This window comes from Phenylobacterium sp. (assembly GCF_020253645.1).
In the GTDB taxonomy this organism is placed as follows: Bacteria; Pseudomonadota; Alphaproteobacteria; order Caulobacterales; family Caulobacteraceae; genus Phenylobacterium.
Genome location: NZ_JADCBG010000204.1, coordinates 1 through 18,083, shown reverse-complemented (window position 1 = coordinate 18,083; position 18,083 = coordinate 1). Strand labels below are relative to the sequence as shown.

Genomic DNA, 18,083 nt, shown 5'->3' with positions numbered 1-18,083 from the left:
GGCGCCGCCGGCGTCTCAGGCAGGTCTAGAAGGCTCTTTTTGCGGTGAACCAGAAGTACCGGCCCTCTTCCCAGCGTCTGTACTCGCGCCCCGTGATCGCCGCCGCCCGAGTCGGTTCGAAGAAGGTTCGTTCGTTGGTGTATCGCCGGCCGAGGGGATTGTAGACGGTGAACCTCAGCTTGAGAGCCCCGAAATGGCTGCTCTCGATGGACATGCGGACCTCAGGATCGATCTCGAAGACGTTCACTTCCGGAACGAAATAGTCGACCTCGGCATCCTGTCCGTCTACCTGGATGCTCCACGACAGCTTGTGCTCGGGAAGGTCCTGGCGCAGCTCGACCGAGTAGGTCCATGGGATGAGGGCTGTCAGAGGTCGGGACTGGCCCGAGAGAGGGTCCTCGAACACGGAGTCCCGCCACTCCCCACGCGCATCCAGGCGCAATCCGGGAGCCAGCCAGGACAGGGATGCGGAGGCTCCGACGGTCGCCCCCCAGACCCGGGCGCGATCGGCGTTGCCCAGACCGAAGCCCCCGCCCGGCAGAATGACGGGCTCCAGGACATCCTCGCGCCATTCATGGAAGATCCCGGCGTTCAGGGCCAGGCCCTCGCGTCCCCGGAAGTCGAGATCGAGACTCGCACGCGTCTCTGTCTGCGGTCTCAACTGCGCATTACCCCCCAGGGAGCGGTCGATCCCAACTTCGGTGGAGGCGGCGAAGGCGTCGAAATCCAGCTGTCCGACGGTCCGGCGCAGGCCAATGTCCAGGGTGGTGTTGGGGTCCGGGCGCCATGCGAGGGACAGGGCCGGCTTGAAGAATGTCAGCCGCTGCCGGTTTCGGGCGTCGCCGGTCACGGAGATTTCGGACCACTCCGTCGCCGCCCTTGCGTCCAGCGCCCATCGTGGCGCCAGGTCGTAGGCGAGGTTGATGAAGGCTTCGGCGCGCTGCTCGTCCACCACGACGTTTGCGGCCGGAAGCAGGATCGGGGTCAGCTCGCCGGAGGCGTTGCGGCTAGCGAAGGCCAGAGCCGAGTCCAGACGGTTGAAGGCCGCCTCAGCCCCGAACTCCGGGCGAAGGCGGCCGCCGAGATTGGCCGAAGCGGTCGCACGGCCGACCCACTCGATGAGGGTGCGCCGCGCGCTCGCGGTGGTTTCTGAAGCTGCGGTCCCGGGAGGCGCCTCGATCCGGCTGGTGCTGCCGGCTTCCTCGTGTCGCCAGCTGGCGAGGCTGAGGACCTTGAAGGACCAGGCGTTCGGCAGTCGTCTGGTCCACTCGCCGCCGAACTCCGCCTCGGAGACGTCCTCCGCGAAGGAGACGCCACGGAATTGATCCGCCAGCCCCGCGGGAGCGCGACCGAGGTATCCGGGTCCGCTGAACCGGGTGTTGGAGTCCTCTCCTTCCACCCGCCCGTTGAGCACGAGCTCGCCACCAAAGGCCTCCCGACGGGCATCGCCGGAGAGCGTGATCTCCACCTCGTCCGCAATGCGGGTTTCCTGTTCGAACAGGCGAGGCTCTCCTGCAGGTCCGGTCCGCCTGCGGACGCCGTCGGATGGATCTCTCCAGGCGTCGAACTGGATTCTCCCGGAGGCCCGCCATCCGCCGATCGGCCCCGATACGCTAGCCTCCATGTAAGGGCGGATGTCCCCTTCGCGGTTGCTGGAGACCGAGACGCCCCAGGAGCCTGAAAGGCTTGTCTCTCGGAGGATAAGGTTCACGATCACGGTCTGGCCGGAGGCCTCACTGGTCGTGGGATTGGTGACCAGCTCAATCCGCACGACGGCAGAGGCCGGGATTCTCGCGAGCGCGTCACGGGGGCCTCCTGCCTTGGATCCGGGCCTCGCCCCGTTGATCAGGACATTTCCACCGGTATCCCCGAACCCGCGACGGGCCTCACCCTGATCGAGGGTGAAGCCCGGAACCCGTGCAACCATGTCGAACGCGGTGCTGGGCGCAAAGCCGTCGAAGAACTCCCTGGGGTAGGTCGTCACCTGCATCGGTTCCGCGGCGCGTCCGACTCCTGCAACCGCGAGGTTGAGGACGATCGCGGCGGACGCCAAGGCGCAGAGCCCATGAACCATCAAGACTGACTTCCCGCCGAGGGGTGGGCGTCCGGGGGGATGTCCCGGAGGCGGAGCCCGGAGCCTCCGGTTTCAATTTGCGTGGTCACCTCGACGCCGTCTCGTCCGTAACGGAAGATCTTGCGCGGGGCCTCCGGGGCCGGGCGGACCGGTCAGCCGACGCCGGACTCGTTGAGCCAGTCGACGATCCTCTGCTTGGGCATGGCGCCGACCTTCATGGCGGTCATCTGGCCGTCCTTGAACAGCATCATGGTCGGAATGCCGCGCACGCCATAGCGGCTGGGCGTGTTCGGCGAGTCCTCGATGTTCAGCTTGGCCACGGTGACCTGCTCGCCCAGCTCGGCGGCGATCTGCTCCAGGGCGGGGGCGATCTGCTTGCAGGGTCCGCACCACTCCGCCCAGAAATCCACCAGGACAGGCTTGCCCGACTTCAGGACGTCGGCTTCGAAGGATTCGTCAGTGACGGCGACAGTACCCATGCGGGGCTCCTCGGTTCACGGGGTCCGGAACGGGCCGGACAGGATAGCCAGATATGGCGCACTGGGCGCTGTGATCAACACCCGGCGGGCGAAGGGTCAGTTCTCCCGGTGGAGTCGGTCAAGGGCCTCGCGGAGCAGGGCTTCCGGCGCGGGGGTCAGAAGGGGCCCGTCCGTCCAGACGAGGGCGGCGCGGACCGGGCGACCAGGATAGAGCTCAGAGAGCACCGCCCAGTACATGGCCAGTTGGCGCAGGTAGGCGGGATCCGCCGCCTCGATGGAGGCCGGCGCCGGCCGGTTGGTCTTGAAATCGGCGAACAGGACCTCATCGGGTCGCACCACCAGCCGGTCGATGCGCCCGGAAATCCGAAGGCCTGGCGGCAGGCGCCCGGCGCCGCCGACGATGGCCGCCTCCGCCCGCGAGCCCGGACCGAACAGGAAGGCGAAGTGCGGGTGCTCCAGGACGCCCAGGGCGGCGGTCGCCATCTCCTCTACCTGGGATTCCGTCAGGCCGGCCTCCTTGGCCAGGAGCCGGCGGGCGGCGTCGGCGCGTGCATCCTGCGACAGGTCGGGCAGGACCTGCAGCAGCCGGTGGATCAGTTCTCCTCGCCGGAAACGGCCCAACCCCGGCCCACCGGCCAGGGGCGAGACCACCGGAGCGGGTGCGGCGTCCCCGAGATCCGAGGGCGAGGCCAGGCGGGTGAGGGGCTCGGCCTTCGCGGGGCCCGACAGCCAGGCCGGCGCAGGATGAGGGGCTGTCTCCACGGGCCCCTTCGCTGGCGGCAGGCGGGTCGGGTCGGCGCCAAACCGCCGGAAGCCGTATCCCTCGCGCTCGACCCGTCGCACCTTGTCCTTCAGCGGCCCGTCGAAGACCCCGCGGACCGCGCCCCACCAGCCCTTGAGGCTCTCCGCCTTGCTCCTGCCGGGAAGGACGCCGCAGAGCACCAGCCGGTCTCGCGCCCGCGTCAGGCCCACATAGAGAAGGCGCTGCAGCTCGTTCGCCTCCTCCGCCTTCAGCGCCTCGCGCGCCGCGCCCTGCGCCGGACAGTCGTCCTCCTTGGCGCCCAGCCAGATGAAGGTTCTCTCCCCGGTCTGGGCCAGTCCCGAGCTGCTGGAGTTGTTGAAGGTCATGTCCGGCAGGAAGATGATCGGCGCCTCCAGGCCCTTGGCGCCGTGGGCGGTCATGACCCGCACCTCCTGTGCCGCCTCGGCGTCCATCTCGCGCTTGACGTCCACGTCCAGCCGGTCGAGGTCCGCGGCGAAGGTCTCCAGGTTGCGTGCGCCAGCCGTCTCCAGCTCCAGGGTCTTTTCCAGGAAGACGCCCAGGGCCTCCTCGGCCTCGCGGCCGAGCCGGGTCAGCAGTCTCTGCCTGTGGGTCCGGCCGCAGGGGGCGGTGGACTCCAGCTGGCCGACAATGAAGTCGTAGGGCGCCTGGCTGGCGGCGGCGATCGCCGAGGCGAGGAAAGCCTGGGCCTGGGCCCAGTCGGGCCTGGCCTGCCCGGGCGCGGCCCCGCTTACCCTCCCGACAAGGGTCTCCCAGAGGCTGGCGTTCCCGCGCCCATGGGCAAGGTCGTAAAGCCCCTGGTCGCTGACATCGCAGAAGGGACTGCGCAGAAGGGCCGCCAGGGTCAGGTCGTCGGCGGGGAAGAGAACGAAGCGCACCAGCGCCCTCAGGTCCTCAAACAGGATATGGTCGGCCAGCTTCAGCCGGTCGGCCCCGCCGACCGGGACGCCCTGGCGCTTCAGCTCCAGCAGGATCTCGTCGAACAGGGCCCCGCGGCGCCGCACCAGGACGATGAAGTCGCCCCAGTGGGCGGGCCGGACCCCCTCTTCCCCCTTTTTCCCGACGGCCTCCCCCGCGTCGACGATCCGGCGGATCTCCGCAGCAATCCGCGCTGCGAGGACCCGGGTCGAGGAATTGATGGCCAGGGAGTCCGGCGGGTCCGTCCAGGCTTCCCGCTCCTCCTTCTCAGGCGGGGGGACCAGGTCCCAGAGGTCGATGCAGCCCCGGTCCTTGCGCTGGGCCTCATGGCGGATGTCTCCGTCCCGCCCTCCCAGCAGGGCCTGGCGGCTTTCAGCGGCGTCGAAGACCCCATCCACGAAGCCCAGGACATCCTCGGTGGATCGCCAGGATACCTTCAGCTCAATGCGCTCGAAGGCGGCCCCCACCGCCTCGGCCCGGCGGCGATAGGCCTGGAACTCGGCTTCCATCCGGTCAGGTGAGGCGCCCTGGAAGGAATAGATCGACTGCTTCTCGTCACCCACGACGAACAGGCTGCGCGACAGGGGGCCGCCGGCGCCCGGCCGACCGGCTCCGGCGAAGAACTCTCCGGTCAGCTGGTTCAGGATCGACCATTGGGCGGGTGAGGTGTCCTGCGCCTCGTCCACGAGCACGTGCGCCAGCTTCTGGTCCAGCTTGTAGAGCACCCAGGCGGCCATGCCGGACTTGCCCGTCAGGTCGAGGGTGCGGTCGATGAGGTCCCCGAAGTCGAGCTTGCCCGACAGCTGCTTCTCGATCGTGTAGGCCGCCAGCCAGGCCCGGGCGAGCAGGAGGACGTCGAGGGTCTTCTGGCCGGCGAGGGCCGCACGCCGGGCCATCTCCAACCCCTGGAGTCGCGCGGCTTCCTCCAGAAGACGGCTGGCCACACCCTCGAAGGATTTCAGGTTGGTTGACGTCGCCATCCAATCCTTGATCTTCCAGTCCTTTGTGAACAGCAGGTCGCGCACAGGTTCGAAGCCAGGGCGACCCTTGCAGGCCCGGAGCATGTCGGCCGCCGCGCGCTCGCCCTTTGACGTTTTCGACTTCGCGAGGGCTTCGGCGATCTCGAGCCAAACGGCCTCGGAAGGACCGCCCTTCATAGACTCGAGGTCCTCCCTGGCCGCCTCGGCGTCCAGCGGCGTCGGCGATCCCGTCAGCGCCGTCCAGACCGCGGCCTCGACTCCGCCGCCACGCTCGACCTCCTCGAGCCAGGCTGAGAGTTCGCCGGCCATGACGGCGAAGGAGTCGAACAGGTCCTCGAACCTGCCGTGATCAAGGTCCACCGACAGGCGGGCGTAGGCCTCGGCGATGCGACCGCCCTCGGGGTCCAGGGCGCGGCGGGCCACGGCGGTCCGCGCATCGCGCTTCAGCAAGCTGGCGCCCAGGTCGTCCAGCACCTCGAAGCCCGGCGAGACCCCCGCCTCCAGGGGAAAGCGCTTCAGGAGCTTCTCGCAAAAGGCGTGCAGGGTCTGGATCTTCAGCCCGCCCGGAGTCTCCAGGGCCCGGGCGAACAGGGCGCGGGCGGCGGACAAGGCATCGGGGTGGTAGTCGCCCACCTTCCGATCTTCGAGCTTCGAAAGCTCCCGGCCCAGCCTCTCGTCGTCCAGGACGGACCAGTCGCCCAGCAGGTCGAACAGCCGGGTCTGCATCTCCGCGGCGGCGGCCTTGGTGTAGGTCACGCAGAGGATCTCGTCCGGCGCGGCGCCCGCCAGCAGCAGGCGGGCGACCCGGTCGATGAGGGTCTTGGTCTTGCCCGACCCGGCGTTGGCCGTGACGAAGGCCGAAATCCGGGGGTTGGCGGCCCGCGCCTGGGCGTCGTCGGACGCCCGGATCATGACTCGCCTCCACTTCCGACGGCTGACCATTCCCGCACTCTCGCCAGATGGTCATAGTCGCTGGCGTAGAGCTTTACCTGGGCCGGCGCGGTCCGGGAGGTGTAGGTCTGCCGCGGATCGTCAAAACGGGCGATGACTGCCTTCAGGCCCTCAAGGGCCTCTGAAGCGGCGCTCGCGGGGTCCACGTCCTTCAGGGCGCTTTTGATGACCCCCGCAGGCCGCCGGCCGGTGATCCGGACATAGGCGAGTTCTTCGGGCCTCATCGGCCCCAGGCCAGGGAATCCCCCGCTGGCGAGGATGGCCCCCGACAGGGTCAGCTGGGGCGAAAATCCGATGCGGACCATGTCCGGAGATGGAGGGGCGCCGGTCTTGTAGTCGAGGATCCGGCCGATGGGACCGGGTCCGACCTCGATTCGGTCGGCCTTGGCGGTGACCGTGAAGAGGCCGGCCGGAGCGGCGAAGGTCAGCGCGCCCTGGAGCTCTACATGGACCTTGCGGCCATCGGCTCGCCGCGCCCGCTCCTCGCCCACCATCCAGGCGGCGATCTCCTTGGAGAGGGCCGTCTCCCGGGCGAGGCCCGGCGCATCCATGCCCGCTCTGCGGAGGGCGTCCATGTACAGCTTGTCCAGAACCGCCTCGGCCCCGTCCGGAACGACGTCCGGGTAGGTCTCCACGAAGGCTTCCAGGGCCGCGTGGATGGCCGTGCCGCGCATTCGCACGTCGATCGGAGCGTCGGGCCGGTCCAGGGGATAGAGGCGCAGGATGTCCCGCGCCCAGACCGCATAGGGGTCGCGCACCAGGGTTTCGATACGGGTCACGGCCATCCTCCGGGGCCGGGCCGCGACGGGCGGGCAGGGCGCCGGCCGCGGGGCGGGCGCGAAGTCGCCGGGGGCGTCCGCCGCGGCGGCGATCGCCTCCAGGTCCGGCCGGGTGGGCAGGCCCAGGCCCGCCCCCTTCGCCAGGGTCCGTAGCCGCCAGAGCCAGCGGGACTCCAGGGCCGGGGCGCCCCGCCGTCTGCGGGCGTGCAGCAGGAAGACCTCGGGCGCGCACGCTGACTGGGCGAAGTCGTGGGCGGACAGAGCGATACGGCGCTCGGCCGGCGGCAGGCCCAGGCGGGCGCGCATGCCGCGGGACAGGAAGGGGTCGACGCCCGCGGCCTGTGGCCAGACGCCCTCCTCCAGCCCGGCCAGTATAAGGCGGTCGGCGCGAGCCATCCGGGCCTCCATGGCGCCCAGGATCTTCAGCCGGGGATGGGTGGCGCGGGCGGCGCGGACGCTCTCGCCGGCGATGATCACGCCGAGCAGCTCGGCGAAGGCGGCGGCGGACAAGGGCGGACTGGCGCCGCCCTCCTCGATCAGCAGGGACAGCAGCCGCGCCACGGCCTCGCCGTCCGGTCCCGACCAGAGGTCGCCTGTCCCGCCCTCGGGCCGGGCGCAGAGAGCCTCCATGGCCAGGGTCAGCCGGCGGGCCCATGCCGAGGCGTCCAGAGTCTCCGCCCCTCCTGCGCCCACCGGCGCGAAGAGGACTGCGAGGTCGTCGACAAGAGCGATGGCGGCGGGGGCGGGTGTCTTCGCTGTCGCGGCGAGGGACCTGAGCCGGGACAGGTCCTCGGGCCGGGTCCTGCGCAGGGCCGTGACCTCAAGGGCGTCCCTGGCTATGGCGAGGTCCGCCTCTGTCCGCCCCAGGCGCACATGGGGGTGCTTGAGCAGGCCCAGGATCGTCGCCGGCCGCGCCGGGTCGACCAGGGCCAGGGCTGTCGTCTCGGCCAGGACGGCGCACGGGAAACGGGCCAGGGGTTCGCCCGCCGAGGCGTCTGCCATGACGCCCCAGCGACCCAGCCGGGCGGCGACCCGGCGGGCCAGGTCCTGGTCCGGCGTCACCAGGGCGGCGGTCCGCCCCGGAGTCTCCAGGGTCTCGCGCAGCAGCAGGGCGGCGGCCAGGGCGCAGGCCTCGACATCCCGGGTTCCTACGACGGTCAGGCCCTTCAGGCCCTCGCGGATCTTTTTCTCTCCCTCGCCCTCGATCGCCAGGCGCCAGTCGGAGGTCTGCGCCGCCGGCCTCAACGCCAGGTTCACGAGATCCCGCCGGACCTCTCCCGAGGACGACGCCGGCGATCGGCCCTTCCAGGTCTCCACGGAGCTGACCTCGACGCCCGCGAAGGTCAGGAGCGCTCTCAGGGCGGCCTGCGGATGCTGGTCGTCGACCGGTCTGGGTTGCTGCGCGCCCTCCGCCATCACCGTGTCCAGGCCCGGTAGGACAACTGCGCCCAGCGGCGCCCGGGCGATCACCTTCAGCAACCTGGCGGTCGCCTTGACCGAGCCGGTGGAGCCCGCCGCGATGAGCAGGCCCTCGGGCGGTTCGGCGGCCCATTTCGCCGCCAGGGCGTCAAGCAGGCGCACCCGACGCGCGCTGACGTCCACCAGTCCCAGGGTCTCCAGCCGCTTGGGCCAGGCCAGGAGGGCGCCCTGAAGGAACTCCAGCGACACGCGCCAATGCGCGGCCATGTCCAGGTCGACGAGTTCGGCCAGATTATCGCCCGCAACCTCCTCGATCTGCAGGCTGTCGAAGAAGCCTCCAAGGGCGTCCGCCAGGCCCAGGGCCTCTGCGGGGCCGGGGTTGCGTTCGATGGAAAGCTCGGTGACCAGCCTCAGGAGCTCGAACCGCCGACGCACGGGACTGATGGCTGGCGGCAGGTCCAGGACGATGTCGCCAGGCTCGAACGGCGCTTCTCCCGCCTCCAGGTCGCCCAGGGGGCGGATCCGCGGCGGCATCAGGGCAGGGACGTCGCCGGCCATCCGCAGGAAGGCCTCGGTCAGGGACCGCGCCGCACGCCGGGTCGGCGTCAGGACGACAGCGTCGGCCAGCGCCTCCGGTCCACCGTCGCGGGTGATATCCAGGAGTCCCACGGCAAGGTCGTCCAGAAACGGCCGGTCCGCCTGGATGTTGAACCAGCGCGGCCGGCCGGCCTTGTGGAACCAGTCGGTCATCCCGAAAGCAGGGCCTCCGCCTCATCCCGCGCCGCCGGATCACCCACATGCAGCCAGAAGGCGTCCATGACCACCCCCGCCAGCCGGCCCGTCTCCTGCAGCCGCCACCAGACCGGCAGGATGGAGAAGGCGCCCTCGGGTTCGCCATCCAGGATCTCGGGCTTCAGGATCTGGAAGCCGATATTGGCGAAGGGCGCGGGGCGGGCGTCGTCGGCGCTGTGGGTCAGGCGGCCGCCCGCGTCCATGAAGAAGCCCCGCGGCCCCTCGAAGCCGATGCCCTGCCCCCGGGGGGTGAGCAGCAGGAGAAGGTCCATCCGCTCGGGGTCCCAGGCGGCCTTCATCCGCTCCAGGGGCGGGGTGGTGCCGCCGGTCCAGAGGGAATCGATGTTCGCCACGAAGATCGGCTCCCGCCCCAGCAGGGGCAGGGCGTTGCGAATGCCGCCGCCGGAATCCAGCAGGGCCGGCCGCTCGTCGGCGAAGAGGATCTCCAGGTCTGTCCGCCGGGACAGGTGGGCCTCGATCTGGTCGGCGAAGTGGTGGACGTTGACGACGGCCTTGCGCACGCCCGCCTCGACGAGCCGGTCGAGCACCCGGTCGATCAGGGTCCGCCCCGCCACCTCTACCAGGGCCTTTGGCTGAGTCTCGGTCAGGGGACGCATGCGGGCGCCCAGCCCCGCCGCCAGCACCATGGCGCTCTTTGGGCCCTTCATCTGCGGGCCTCCGCCGGGACGCAGGCGTCGAGCCAGTCCCGCAGGTCGGAAAGGCCGGGGTCGGCGAGGCAGGCGTCGAGATAGCCCCACATCCGGGGCAGGAAGGCCTCGTACCTCGGCCGGCCGTCGCGGACCACCAGGCGGGCGAAGACGCCTATGATGCGACTGATGTTCAGGGCGCCAAGGGCTCGGAAATCCGGGACAAACTGCGGATCATCCATCCGTCCAGCGCTGTCGAGATAGCGCTCCAGCATGGCCTCGGAGAGGGTCGGGGAGACGTCACGCCTGGCGTCGTGGAGCAGCATGGAGAGGTCCCAGGCGGGGTGGGCCAGGACGGCGTCCTGGAAGTCAACCATTCCGACCCTGGCAGGACCCTCGCGCTGCGGCAGCCAGATCAGGTTCTCCACATGGTAGTCCCGGTGGGAGAAGACCGAGGCTCCGGCTTCGCCCCGCTGCAGGATCGGCCGCCAAAGGGCCTCCCAGTCGGCCCGCGCGGCCGCGTCGATGCGGACCTGCGGTCGAAGGGCGGGCAGCCAGTCCGGCAACAGATCGGCGGCGGTCTGCAGGGCCAGGGCGTCATAGGTCAGGATCGGCCAGTCCAGTCCGGCCTCCGCCCCCAGCCGGTCCGGGGCCGGGGTGGACTGCATGTGGACCAGAGCCTCCACGGCGGCCTCGTAGAGTGGAACTTCGTCGGCGCCACCCGCGATCAGGACGCCGAACAGGTCGTCGCCCAGGTCCTCCATGATCGCCAGGCCCTGTCCGACGTCGAAGGCCTCGATCCGAGGCGCGGACAGGCCGGCCCGGTTCAGCCAGCCGGCGACGGCGACGAAGGCGTCCACCCGCCCGGCCGCCAGACGCGCGAGGGCGTTGTAGCCGAGGGCCCGGCGCGTTTCTGGGTCCGCATCCGGAGGACAGGAAGCGGACTCCACCGGCGGCTGGTCCATGAAGATGCGGCGGCTTCCGTCCGCCAGGTAGAGCCGCTCGTAGGCCCGGGTTGAGGCGTCCCCCGCCAGCGGCGCGCGCCGGGCCTCGCCCAGGCCGGCGCTGCTAAGGAAGGCCGCCTTCAGGGCGTCCCTTTCCACTGTCACTCCACCCGCTCCTTCCAGGCGCCGTGTCCGGATAGCCGCGCCGTGCGACCCTCCCCGGCGACGGAGAGGTCTAGATCGAGTCGGTCCGGGGGGAGGCGCCCCTCCAGTCGCTCCGGCCACTCGATCAAGGCCGCCCCGTGGTCAAGGGCTTCCTCGAGGCCGATCTCCCAGGCCTCGTCCGGGTCTTCCAGGCGGTAGAGGTCGAAGTGGGCGATCTCGAACTCCCTCCCCGAATAGGTCTGGACGAGGGTGAAGGTCGGGCTCGGCGCCTCCTCGTCCTGCGAGGTGAGGGCGCGGATCAGGGCCCGGGCAAGGCAGGACTTCCCCGCCCCTAGGACGCCGCTCAGGCAGAGGGCCTCGCCGGGGCGGAGGAGGTGCGCAAGGCGGCGACCAAGGACCTCTGTGTCGGCCTCGGAGGGAAGCTCGATGCGGGCGGGCAGGCGGCTCAAAAGGGGCGGTCCGGGTCGTAAGGCAGCACGGTCTCCACATAGGCCTTCACCGCCAGGGTGGCGACCTCGGCGTCGGCGTCCAGACGGTCCGGGGGAATCAGCGGGCCCACCGTCAGGGTGAAGCGGCCGCCCCGCTTGTTGAGCAGCTCGTGGAACAGGGTGATGTCGCGAAGCTCCTTCGACACCCGGTCGAAGGCGTGGAACAGGGTGGACCATGGCCCCGTCATATGGATCGGCGCCACCGGAGCGCCATGCCGGCGGGCGATGGAGAGGGCCGAACTCATCCAGGGCGGATCCGAAAGTCGCCCGTCGGGCGTTCGCCTGGCCAGCCGACCCGCCGGAAAGATCGCCAGGGCCCGGCCGTCCTCCATGGCCTGGCGGGTCATCTGCAGAGTGGTTCGGGTCCGATCTCGGGTACGCTTCTCCTCCACCCACTCCACGGGGATCAAGACGTCGGAGAAGCCCGGGACCACCCGGTGGGCGTCGGCGTTGGCGTAGAAGCAAAGGTCTGGCCGGCGATCGCGCAGGGCGTCCCACGCGGCGATCCCGTCGGCGATGCCGGTGGGGTGGTTGGCCACGATCACCAGCCGCCCGGCCTCTGGAATCCGATCCAGGCCCCGCGTCTCGACCTGGACTTCCAGAAGCCGAGAGACGAACTCCAGGGCTGCGCGCCCGTCCATGGGGGCGATGGCGTCGGCCATCTCTCGGGCGCGGCGATAGTTCAGGAGTCGGTAGAGCAAGGGGCGCAGAAGGGGCCAGACTGGCCCGCCCGCCAGGTGCGGCGCCCGCTCGGCGATCAGCACGTCCACGATGTGCTGGCTCTGGCCGGCGGTAGGGAATGCGCTCATGAGGCCACCATGCCCGTCCCTGGGGGGCGCAAGCAAGGTCTAGGCGCGCCCGCCGCCAGCCCTTACTAGATGGCCCGCAGGCAGGCGAGGAGGGCTCCATGCGCCAGATCCATCACTTCATCGACGGGGCGGCGGTCGCCAGCGCCTCGGGGCGCGCCGGCGAGGTCTTCAACCCGAATACCGGCGAGGTCCAGGCCCGGGTCGGTCTGGGGACCCCTGAGGAACTGGAGCTGGCGGTCCAGTCCGCCCTGCGCGCCCAGCCGGCCTGGGCGGCGGTGAACCCGCAGCGCCGGGCCCGCGTCATGTTCGAGTTCAAGCGCCTGCTCGAGGCCAACATGCAGGCCCTCGCCGAGCTGCTCTCCAGCGAGCACGGCAAGGTCATCGCTGACTCCAAGGGCGACATCCAGCGCGGCCTGGAGGTGATCGAGTTCGCCTGCGGCGTCCCGCACCTGCTGAAGGGCGAGTACACCGAGGGGGCCGGCCCCGGCATCGACGTCTATTCCATGCGCCAGCCCCTCGGGATCTCCGCCGGCATCACGCCGTTCAACTTCCCCGCCATGATCCCGATGTGGATGTCCGGCGTGGCCATCGCCGTGGGCAACGCCTTCATCCTGAAACCCTCAGAGCGCGACCCCAGCGTGCCGGTGCGCCTCGCCGAGCTGTTCCTGCAGGCCGGGGCCGAGCAGGGGCTGGACCTGAAGGGCGTTCTCAACGTCGTCCAGGGCGACAAGGTCATGGTCGACGCCATCCTCGACCATCCGGAGATCGCGGCGGTGAGCTTCGTCGGCTCCTCCGACATCGCCCAGTATGTCTATTCCCGCGGCGCCGCGGCCGGAAAGCGGGTCCAGGCCATGGGCGGCGCCAAGAACCACGGCATCGTCCTGCCCGACGCCGACCTGGACCAGGTGGTGCGCGACATCTCCGGCGCCGCCTTCGGCTCCGCGGGTGAGCGCTGCATGGCCCTGCCCGTGGTGGTGCCGGTGGGCGAGCGCACAGCCGAGGCCCTGCGCGAGAAGCTGGTGGCCGAGATCGCCACGCTGAAGGTGGGCGTCTCCACGGACGAGGGCGCGCACTATGGCCCGGTGGTCAACGCGGCCCACCGCCGGAAGGTGGCGGACTACATCCAGATGGGGGTCGACGAGGGCGCCGAACTGGTCGTCGACGGCCGCGACTTCCGCCTTCAGGGCTTCGAGCAGGGATTCTTCATCGGACCGTCCTTCTTCGACCGGGTGACCCCGGGGATGAAGAGCTACCAGGACGAGATCTTCGGGCCGGTCCTGCAGATGGTGCGGGCCGAGAGCTTCGAGTCCGCCCTGGCCCTGCCCTCACGCCACGCCTACGGCAATGGAACCGCCATCTTCACCCGCAACGGCCGGGCGGCCCGGGAGTTCGCTTCCCGCGTGAATGTCGGCATGGTCGGCATCAATGTGCCCATCCCGGTGCCCCTGGCCTACCACACCTTCGGCGGCTGGAAGCGCTCGGCCTTCGGCGACGCCAACCAGCACGGCATGGACGGCGTTCGCTTCTACACCAAGGTCAAGACGGTGACCGCCCGCTGGCCCGAAGGCGAGGTCGAGGACTCCGCCTTCGTCATTCCGACAATGCGGTAGGATCAGGCGAGGTACTGGTCTGACACCCAGGCTGTAACCGCGCCGCCTCCCTCAAGGGCGCCCTTCACCTGCGCCCAGGGGCCCGGCGAATCGTAGAGGACCTCCAACCGGGTTCCGGCGAGGAAGACGCCGAGGGTGTCAAACTGCACGCCCGGTCCGCCGCGGGCATTGAGGCGAGAGGCGATGACGGTCCGGAACAGGGGCTGAGAATCTCCGCGACCTTCCACCAGGGAAACGAAGCGACTCATGGGAAAGGCCGGGCCCGGGTCTGTCTTTCGACCTGGCGAGATATCGTCGTGGCCGACGATCTCGGTGATGGTCGGGTAGGCCGCAAGGATGCAGCGGGTCACCTCCGCCAAAGCGGACAGCTGGGTTTCGCCGTAAACCTCCCAGAGGGAAGGGCGGCTCTCGTTCTTGTGTGTCAGCTCGACCGCCAGAGCCGGATCGAGGACCCGTGAGGTCGAGCTTCGGACCTGCCCATCCGCCGTTCGAATGAGCCGGCCCCAGTTATCGATCTCGATCCCGATCGAGTAATCGTTGCAGTTGGGTCGGCCCCGCCAGATCGAACGGCCTGCGTGCCAGGCCTTGACGTTGAACGGCACGACCTGCCGGACATCGCCGTCGCGTCCGACCACGACATGAGCCGAGGCCTTGGCCTGGGGGGAGACGAAATAGTCGGAGACGCCCTTCGCCCCAGCCCCGCTGACGGTGAAGTGCATGACCAGGAGACTCGGCGAGTCCAGCGCGCCGCCCTGATGGGGCGAGGGCCTGTACCAGCCCGGCTTCAGCCTGTGGTCGACGATCTGCATGGTCCGCTCCCCGCTCCCAAGACGGGGCACTGCACCACGCCCGACCGGGCTCTGCAATTCCCCGGTTACGCGGCGCGCGCCAGGGTCAGGGCTGGCGACCGGAGTCTCCATTTTCGCGCCTGGTGGGTTTCCTCCAGGCCGCAGAGGCTCTAGGCGAGGCGCATGTCTTCGGCCCTCCAGACCGTCTATGAGGAACGCGTCCGCGACGGACGAATCCGCCCGGACCCCGCCCAGGCTGCGGGCCTCGCCAGCCTGGTGCGGCTGGAGGCGGATCTCGCGGCCGCAAGTCCCGGACCGCTGGCGCGCCTGTTGCGGCGGCGGCCCGCTGCGGCCCGCGGGGTCTATCTCTGGGGTCCCGTGGGCCGGGGCAAGTCCATGCTGATGGACCTGTTCTTCGAGATCGCTCCGGTCGAGCGCAAGCGCCGCACCCACTTCCATGTCTTCATGCGCGAGGTCCACGAGCTGATCGGGGCCTGGCGCTCCGGGGATGCGGCGGCCCGCCGGGCGCGGTTCGGCCAGGCGCAGGGGGATGATCCTGTCCCGCCTGTGGCCGATCTCGTTGCGCGAGGGGCCAGCCTTATCTGCTTTGACGAGTTCCAGGTCACCGACATCGCCGACGCCATGATCCTGGGTCGCCTCTTCGAGGCCCTGTTTGCACGCGGCGTGACCCTGACCGCCACTTCCAACCGGCAGCCGGACGATCTTTACCGGGACGGGATCAACCGCCAGCTTTTCCTGCCCTTCATCGCCCTCCTGAAGTCGCGGGTCGAGGTGGTGTCGGTGGCGGGTCCGCACGACTACCGGCTCGACCGGCTGCGCGCTGCAGGGACCTGGTTCTCGCCCATCGATCCGGACAACCGAAGGACCTTCGACGCTCTCTGGCGCGACATGCTGGGTCCGGAGGCCGCCGAGGGCGAATCGATCGAGGTCATGGGCCGCCGGCTCGACTTTCCCGCCGCCGCGGGCGGCCTGGTACGGGCGGGGTTCTCCCGTCTGTGCGACGCCGCCCTTGGCCCCAACGACTATCTGGCCCTCGCCGAGCGGTTCCACACGGTCTTCCTGGAGGACCTGCCCCGGCTGACCCCGGACCGCCGGGAGGCGGCGCGCCGGTTCGTCACCCTGATCGATGCGCTCTATGAGGCCAGGACCCGGCTGATCGTGCTGGCGGAGGCAGAGCCGATTCGCCTTTATCCGGCCGGGGACGGCGCCTTCGAGTTCGAACGTACGGCGTCGCGGCTGCAGGAGATGCGTTCCGCCGATTGGCTCGCCGACCGGTCCTGAGCTTCCGCCACGGCGCCCTATCAGATTGAAAAGCCTTCGTTGACACCCTGTTCCTGAGGCTTAAATGCAAGCAGCCGGCCCGGGGCGCGGGGGCGTCCGCCGGGGTTGGCCAGGACATGTCCATGACCGCACCCGTTCGAGAACGACCGATGTCGCCGCACCTTCAGGTGTGGCGCTGGCACCTCACCATGCTGACGTCCATCCTGCACCGCGCCACGGGGATGGCGCTGTACGGGGGCGCGCTGATCGTCACAGCCTGGGCCCTGGCCCTCGGCGCGGGGCCTGACGTCTACCAGGGCTTCCTGGATCTCATGGCCTCGCCGCTTGGTCGGCTGGTTCTGGTCGGGCTCACGCTCTCGCTCTTCTATCACCTGGCCAATGGCGTCCGGCACCTGTTCTGGGACGTCGGACTGGGTCTGTCGGTGACCAGCTCGTTCCGGTCCGGCGTCATGGCCATGGCCTTCTCCGTGGTCGCCACCGTCCTGGTCTGGGCCATCGGACTCGGATCGGGAGGTTCATGATGACCGACTTCAGAACACCCCTGTCGAGGGCCCGCGGCAGCGGCGCTGCAGGTCATGGCGCAGCCCACTGGGTGGCCGAACGGGTCAGCGCCATCGCCCTGATCCCCCTGAGCCTGTGGATGGTCTACGCCGCCCTGGTCGTTTCCAGGACCGGCTATTCCGGGGCGGTCGCCTTCCTCGCCAACCCCGTGAATGCAGTCCTGGTGGTCCTGGTCCTTGTGGTGTCCGGCTGGCACATGCACGCCGGCGCCCGGGTGATCATCGAGGACTACATGCACAGGATCCTGGGCCGCTCCGCCCTGCTCGTCCTGAACCTCTTCGTCGCCGTTCTCGCCACCGCCCTCGCGGTGTTCTCCGTCCTCAAGGTCGCGCTCGGAGGCGCTCTCTGACGTCATGGCCGCATACGAATTCACCGATCACAAGTTCGACGTCGTCGTCGTTGGCGCCGGCGGCTCCGGCCTCCGGGCGGCCTTGGGCTGCGCCCAGGCCGGCCTGAAGACGGCCTGCATAACCAAGGTCTTCCCGACCCGCTCGCACACCGTGGCGGCCCAGGGCGGCATCTCGGCCAGCCTCGGCAACATGGGCGAGGACGACTGGCGCTGGCACATGTACGACACCGTCAAGGGGTCGGACTGGCTGGGCGACCAGGACGCCATCGAATACCTGTGCCGGAATGCGCCGGCGGCGGTCTACGAGCTGGAGCACTGGGGCGTGCCCTTCTCGCGCACCCCGGACGGCAAGATCTACCAGCGCGCCTTCGGCGGCATGACCCGCAACTTCGGCGAGGCCCCGATCCAGCGGACCTGCGCCGCGGCGGACCGAACCGGTCACGCCATGCTGCACACCATGTACGGCCAGTCCCTGGCCCACGACACCCAGTTCTTCATCGAGTACTTCGCCCTCGACCTGATCATGGACGAGGGCGTCTGCCGCGGCGTGACCGCCTGGAAGCTGGACGACGGCACCCTGCACCGCTTCCAGGGGCAGATGGTCATCCTGGCCACGGGCGGCTACGGCCGGGCCTACTTCTCGGCCACCAGCGCCCACACCTGCACCGGCGACGGCGGCGGCATGACCCTGCGCGCCGGCCTGCCCCTGCAGGACATGGAATTCGTCCAGTTCCACCCCACCGGCATCTATGGCGCCGGCTGCCTGATCACCGAGGGCGCCCGGGGCGAGGGCGGCTACCTGACCAACTCCGAGGGCGAACGCTTCATGGAGCGCTATGCGCCCACCGTGAAGGACCTGGCGCCCCGCGACATGGTCAGCCGGGCCATGACCATCGAGATCCGCGAAGGCCGCGGCGTGGGCCCGAACAAGGACCACATCTTCCTGCACCTCGATCACCTCGATCCCAAGGTGCTGGCGGAGCGCCTGCCGGGGATCTCGGAGAGCGCACGGGTCTTCGCCGGCGTTGACGTCACCAAGGAGCCGATCCCGGTCCTGCCGACGGTCCACTACAACATGGGCGGCATCCCGACGAACTTCTATTCGGAGGTCGTCACCCGGGTTGGCGACGATCCCGACCGGGTCGTGCCCGGACTGATGTCCGTGGGCGAGGCCGCCTGCGTCTCGGTCCATGGCGCCAACCGGTTGGGCTCCAACAGCCTGATCGACCTGGTCGTTTTCGGCCGCT

14 protein-coding genes are annotated in these 18,083 nt (G+C 69.8%); 5 read left to right on the top strand and 9 right to left on the bottom strand.

Annotated elements, in window-relative coordinates:
• Positions 1 to 25: 25 nt before the first annotated feature.
• From INE98_RS13420 to INE98_RS13385, 8 genes are all read right to left on the bottom strand, one after another.
• Complete coding sequence (locus INE98_RS13420; RefSeq protein WP_293539529.1) at positions 26 to 1,984, bottom strand: TonB-dependent receptor; 1,959 nt, start codon at positions 1,982 to 1,984, stop codon at positions 26 to 28.
• Between the two features lie 242 nt (positions 1,985 to 2,226).
• The gene (trxA, locus tag INE98_RS13415) at positions 2,227 to 2,553 is read right to left on the bottom strand and encodes a thioredoxin (protein WP_293539528.1); all 327 of its coding nucleotides are present in this window, start codon (positions 2,551 to 2,553) and stop codon (positions 2,227 to 2,229) included.
• Positions 2,554 to 2,649: 96 nt separating this feature from the next.
• On the bottom strand, positions 2,650 to 6,144 hold the full coding sequence (addA, locus tag INE98_RS13410; protein WP_293539526.1) for a double-strand break repair helicase AddA: 3,495 nt from the start codon (positions 6,142 to 6,144) through the stop codon (positions 2,650 to 2,652).
• Complete coding sequence (addB, locus tag INE98_RS13405) at positions 6,141 to 9,131, bottom strand: double-strand break repair protein AddB (protein ID WP_293539524.1); 2,991 nt, start codon at positions 9,129 to 9,131, stop codon at positions 6,141 to 6,143. The genes addA and addB overlap by 4 nt, the downstream gene beginning before the upstream one ends.
• On the bottom strand, positions 9,128 to 9,841 hold the full coding sequence (locus INE98_RS13400; RefSeq protein WP_293539522.1) for a nucleotidyltransferase family protein: 714 nt from the start codon (positions 9,839 to 9,841) through the stop codon (positions 9,128 to 9,130). The genes addB and INE98_RS13400 overlap by 4 nt, the downstream gene beginning before the upstream one ends.
• On the bottom strand, positions 9,838 to 10,929 hold the full coding sequence (gene amgK, locus INE98_RS13395; protein WP_293539521.1) for an N-acetylmuramate/N-acetylglucosamine kinase AmgK: 1,092 nt from the start codon (positions 10,927 to 10,929) through the stop codon (positions 9,838 to 9,840). The genes INE98_RS13400 and amgK overlap by 4 nt, the downstream gene beginning before the upstream one ends.
• Positions 10,926 to 11,378 (bottom strand): tRNA (adenosine(37)-N6)-threonylcarbamoyltransferase complex ATPase subunit type 1 TsaE, encoded by a 453-nt coding sequence (gene tsaE / locus INE98_RS13390; RefSeq protein ID WP_293539519.1) that lies wholly within the window; start codon positions 11,376 to 11,378, stop codon positions 10,926 to 10,928. The genes amgK and tsaE overlap by 4 nt, the downstream gene beginning before the upstream one ends.
• Complete coding sequence (locus INE98_RS13385; protein WP_293539518.1) at positions 11,375 to 12,226, bottom strand: 1-acyl-sn-glycerol-3-phosphate acyltransferase; 852 nt, start codon at positions 12,224 to 12,226, stop codon at positions 11,375 to 11,377. Before INE98_RS13385 ends, tsaE begins: the two co-directional genes overlap by 4 nt.
• Positions 12,227 to 12,324: 98 nt before the next feature.
• Between INE98_RS13385 and INE98_RS13380 the strand changes: the two genes are divergently transcribed.
• Positions 12,325 to 13,836 (top strand): CoA-acylating methylmalonate-semialdehyde dehydrogenase, encoded by a 1,512-nt coding sequence (locus tag INE98_RS13380; RefSeq protein ID WP_293539516.1) that lies wholly within the window; start codon positions 12,325 to 12,327, stop codon positions 13,834 to 13,836.
• A 2-nt stretch (positions 13,837 to 13,838) separates the two neighbouring features.
• Here INE98_RS13380 and INE98_RS13375 read toward each other — a convergent pair whose 3' ends face one another.
• Positions 13,839 to 14,645: an N-acetylmuramoyl-L-alanine amidase gene (locus tag INE98_RS13375; protein WP_293539514.1), complete on the bottom strand. Its 807-nt coding sequence runs from the start codon at positions 14,643 to 14,645 to the stop codon at positions 13,839 to 13,841.
• Between the two features lie 162 nt (positions 14,646 to 14,807).
• Between INE98_RS13375 and zapE the strand changes: the two genes are divergently transcribed.
• The 4 genes from zapE to sdhA form a co-directional block, all read left to right on the top strand.
• Positions 14,808 to 15,926: a cell division protein ZapE gene (gene zapE / locus INE98_RS13370; protein ID WP_293539512.1), complete on the top strand. Its 1,119-nt coding sequence runs from the start codon at positions 14,808 to 14,810 to the stop codon at positions 15,924 to 15,926.
• 122 nt (positions 15,927 to 16,048) lie between these two features.
• Positions 16,049 to 16,447 carry a succinate dehydrogenase, cytochrome b556 subunit gene (gene sdhC, locus INE98_RS13365; RefSeq protein ID WP_293539510.1) on the top strand — a complete coding sequence of 133 codons (399 nt, stop codon included), beginning with the start codon at positions 16,049 to 16,051 and terminating at the stop codon, positions 16,445 to 16,447.
• Positions 16,447 to 16,836, top strand: a complete 390-nt coding sequence (gene sdhD, locus INE98_RS13360) for a succinate dehydrogenase, hydrophobic membrane anchor protein (RefSeq protein ID WP_293539508.1) — start codon at positions 16,447 to 16,449, stop codon at positions 16,834 to 16,836. The genes sdhC and sdhD overlap by 1 nt, the downstream gene beginning before the upstream one ends.
• Before the next feature lie 4 nt (positions 16,837 to 16,840).
• Positions 16,841 to 18,083 (top strand): succinate dehydrogenase flavoprotein subunit (gene sdhA / locus INE98_RS13355; RefSeq protein ID WP_293539507.1); only part of this gene is annotated, 1,243 nt, incomplete at its 3' end.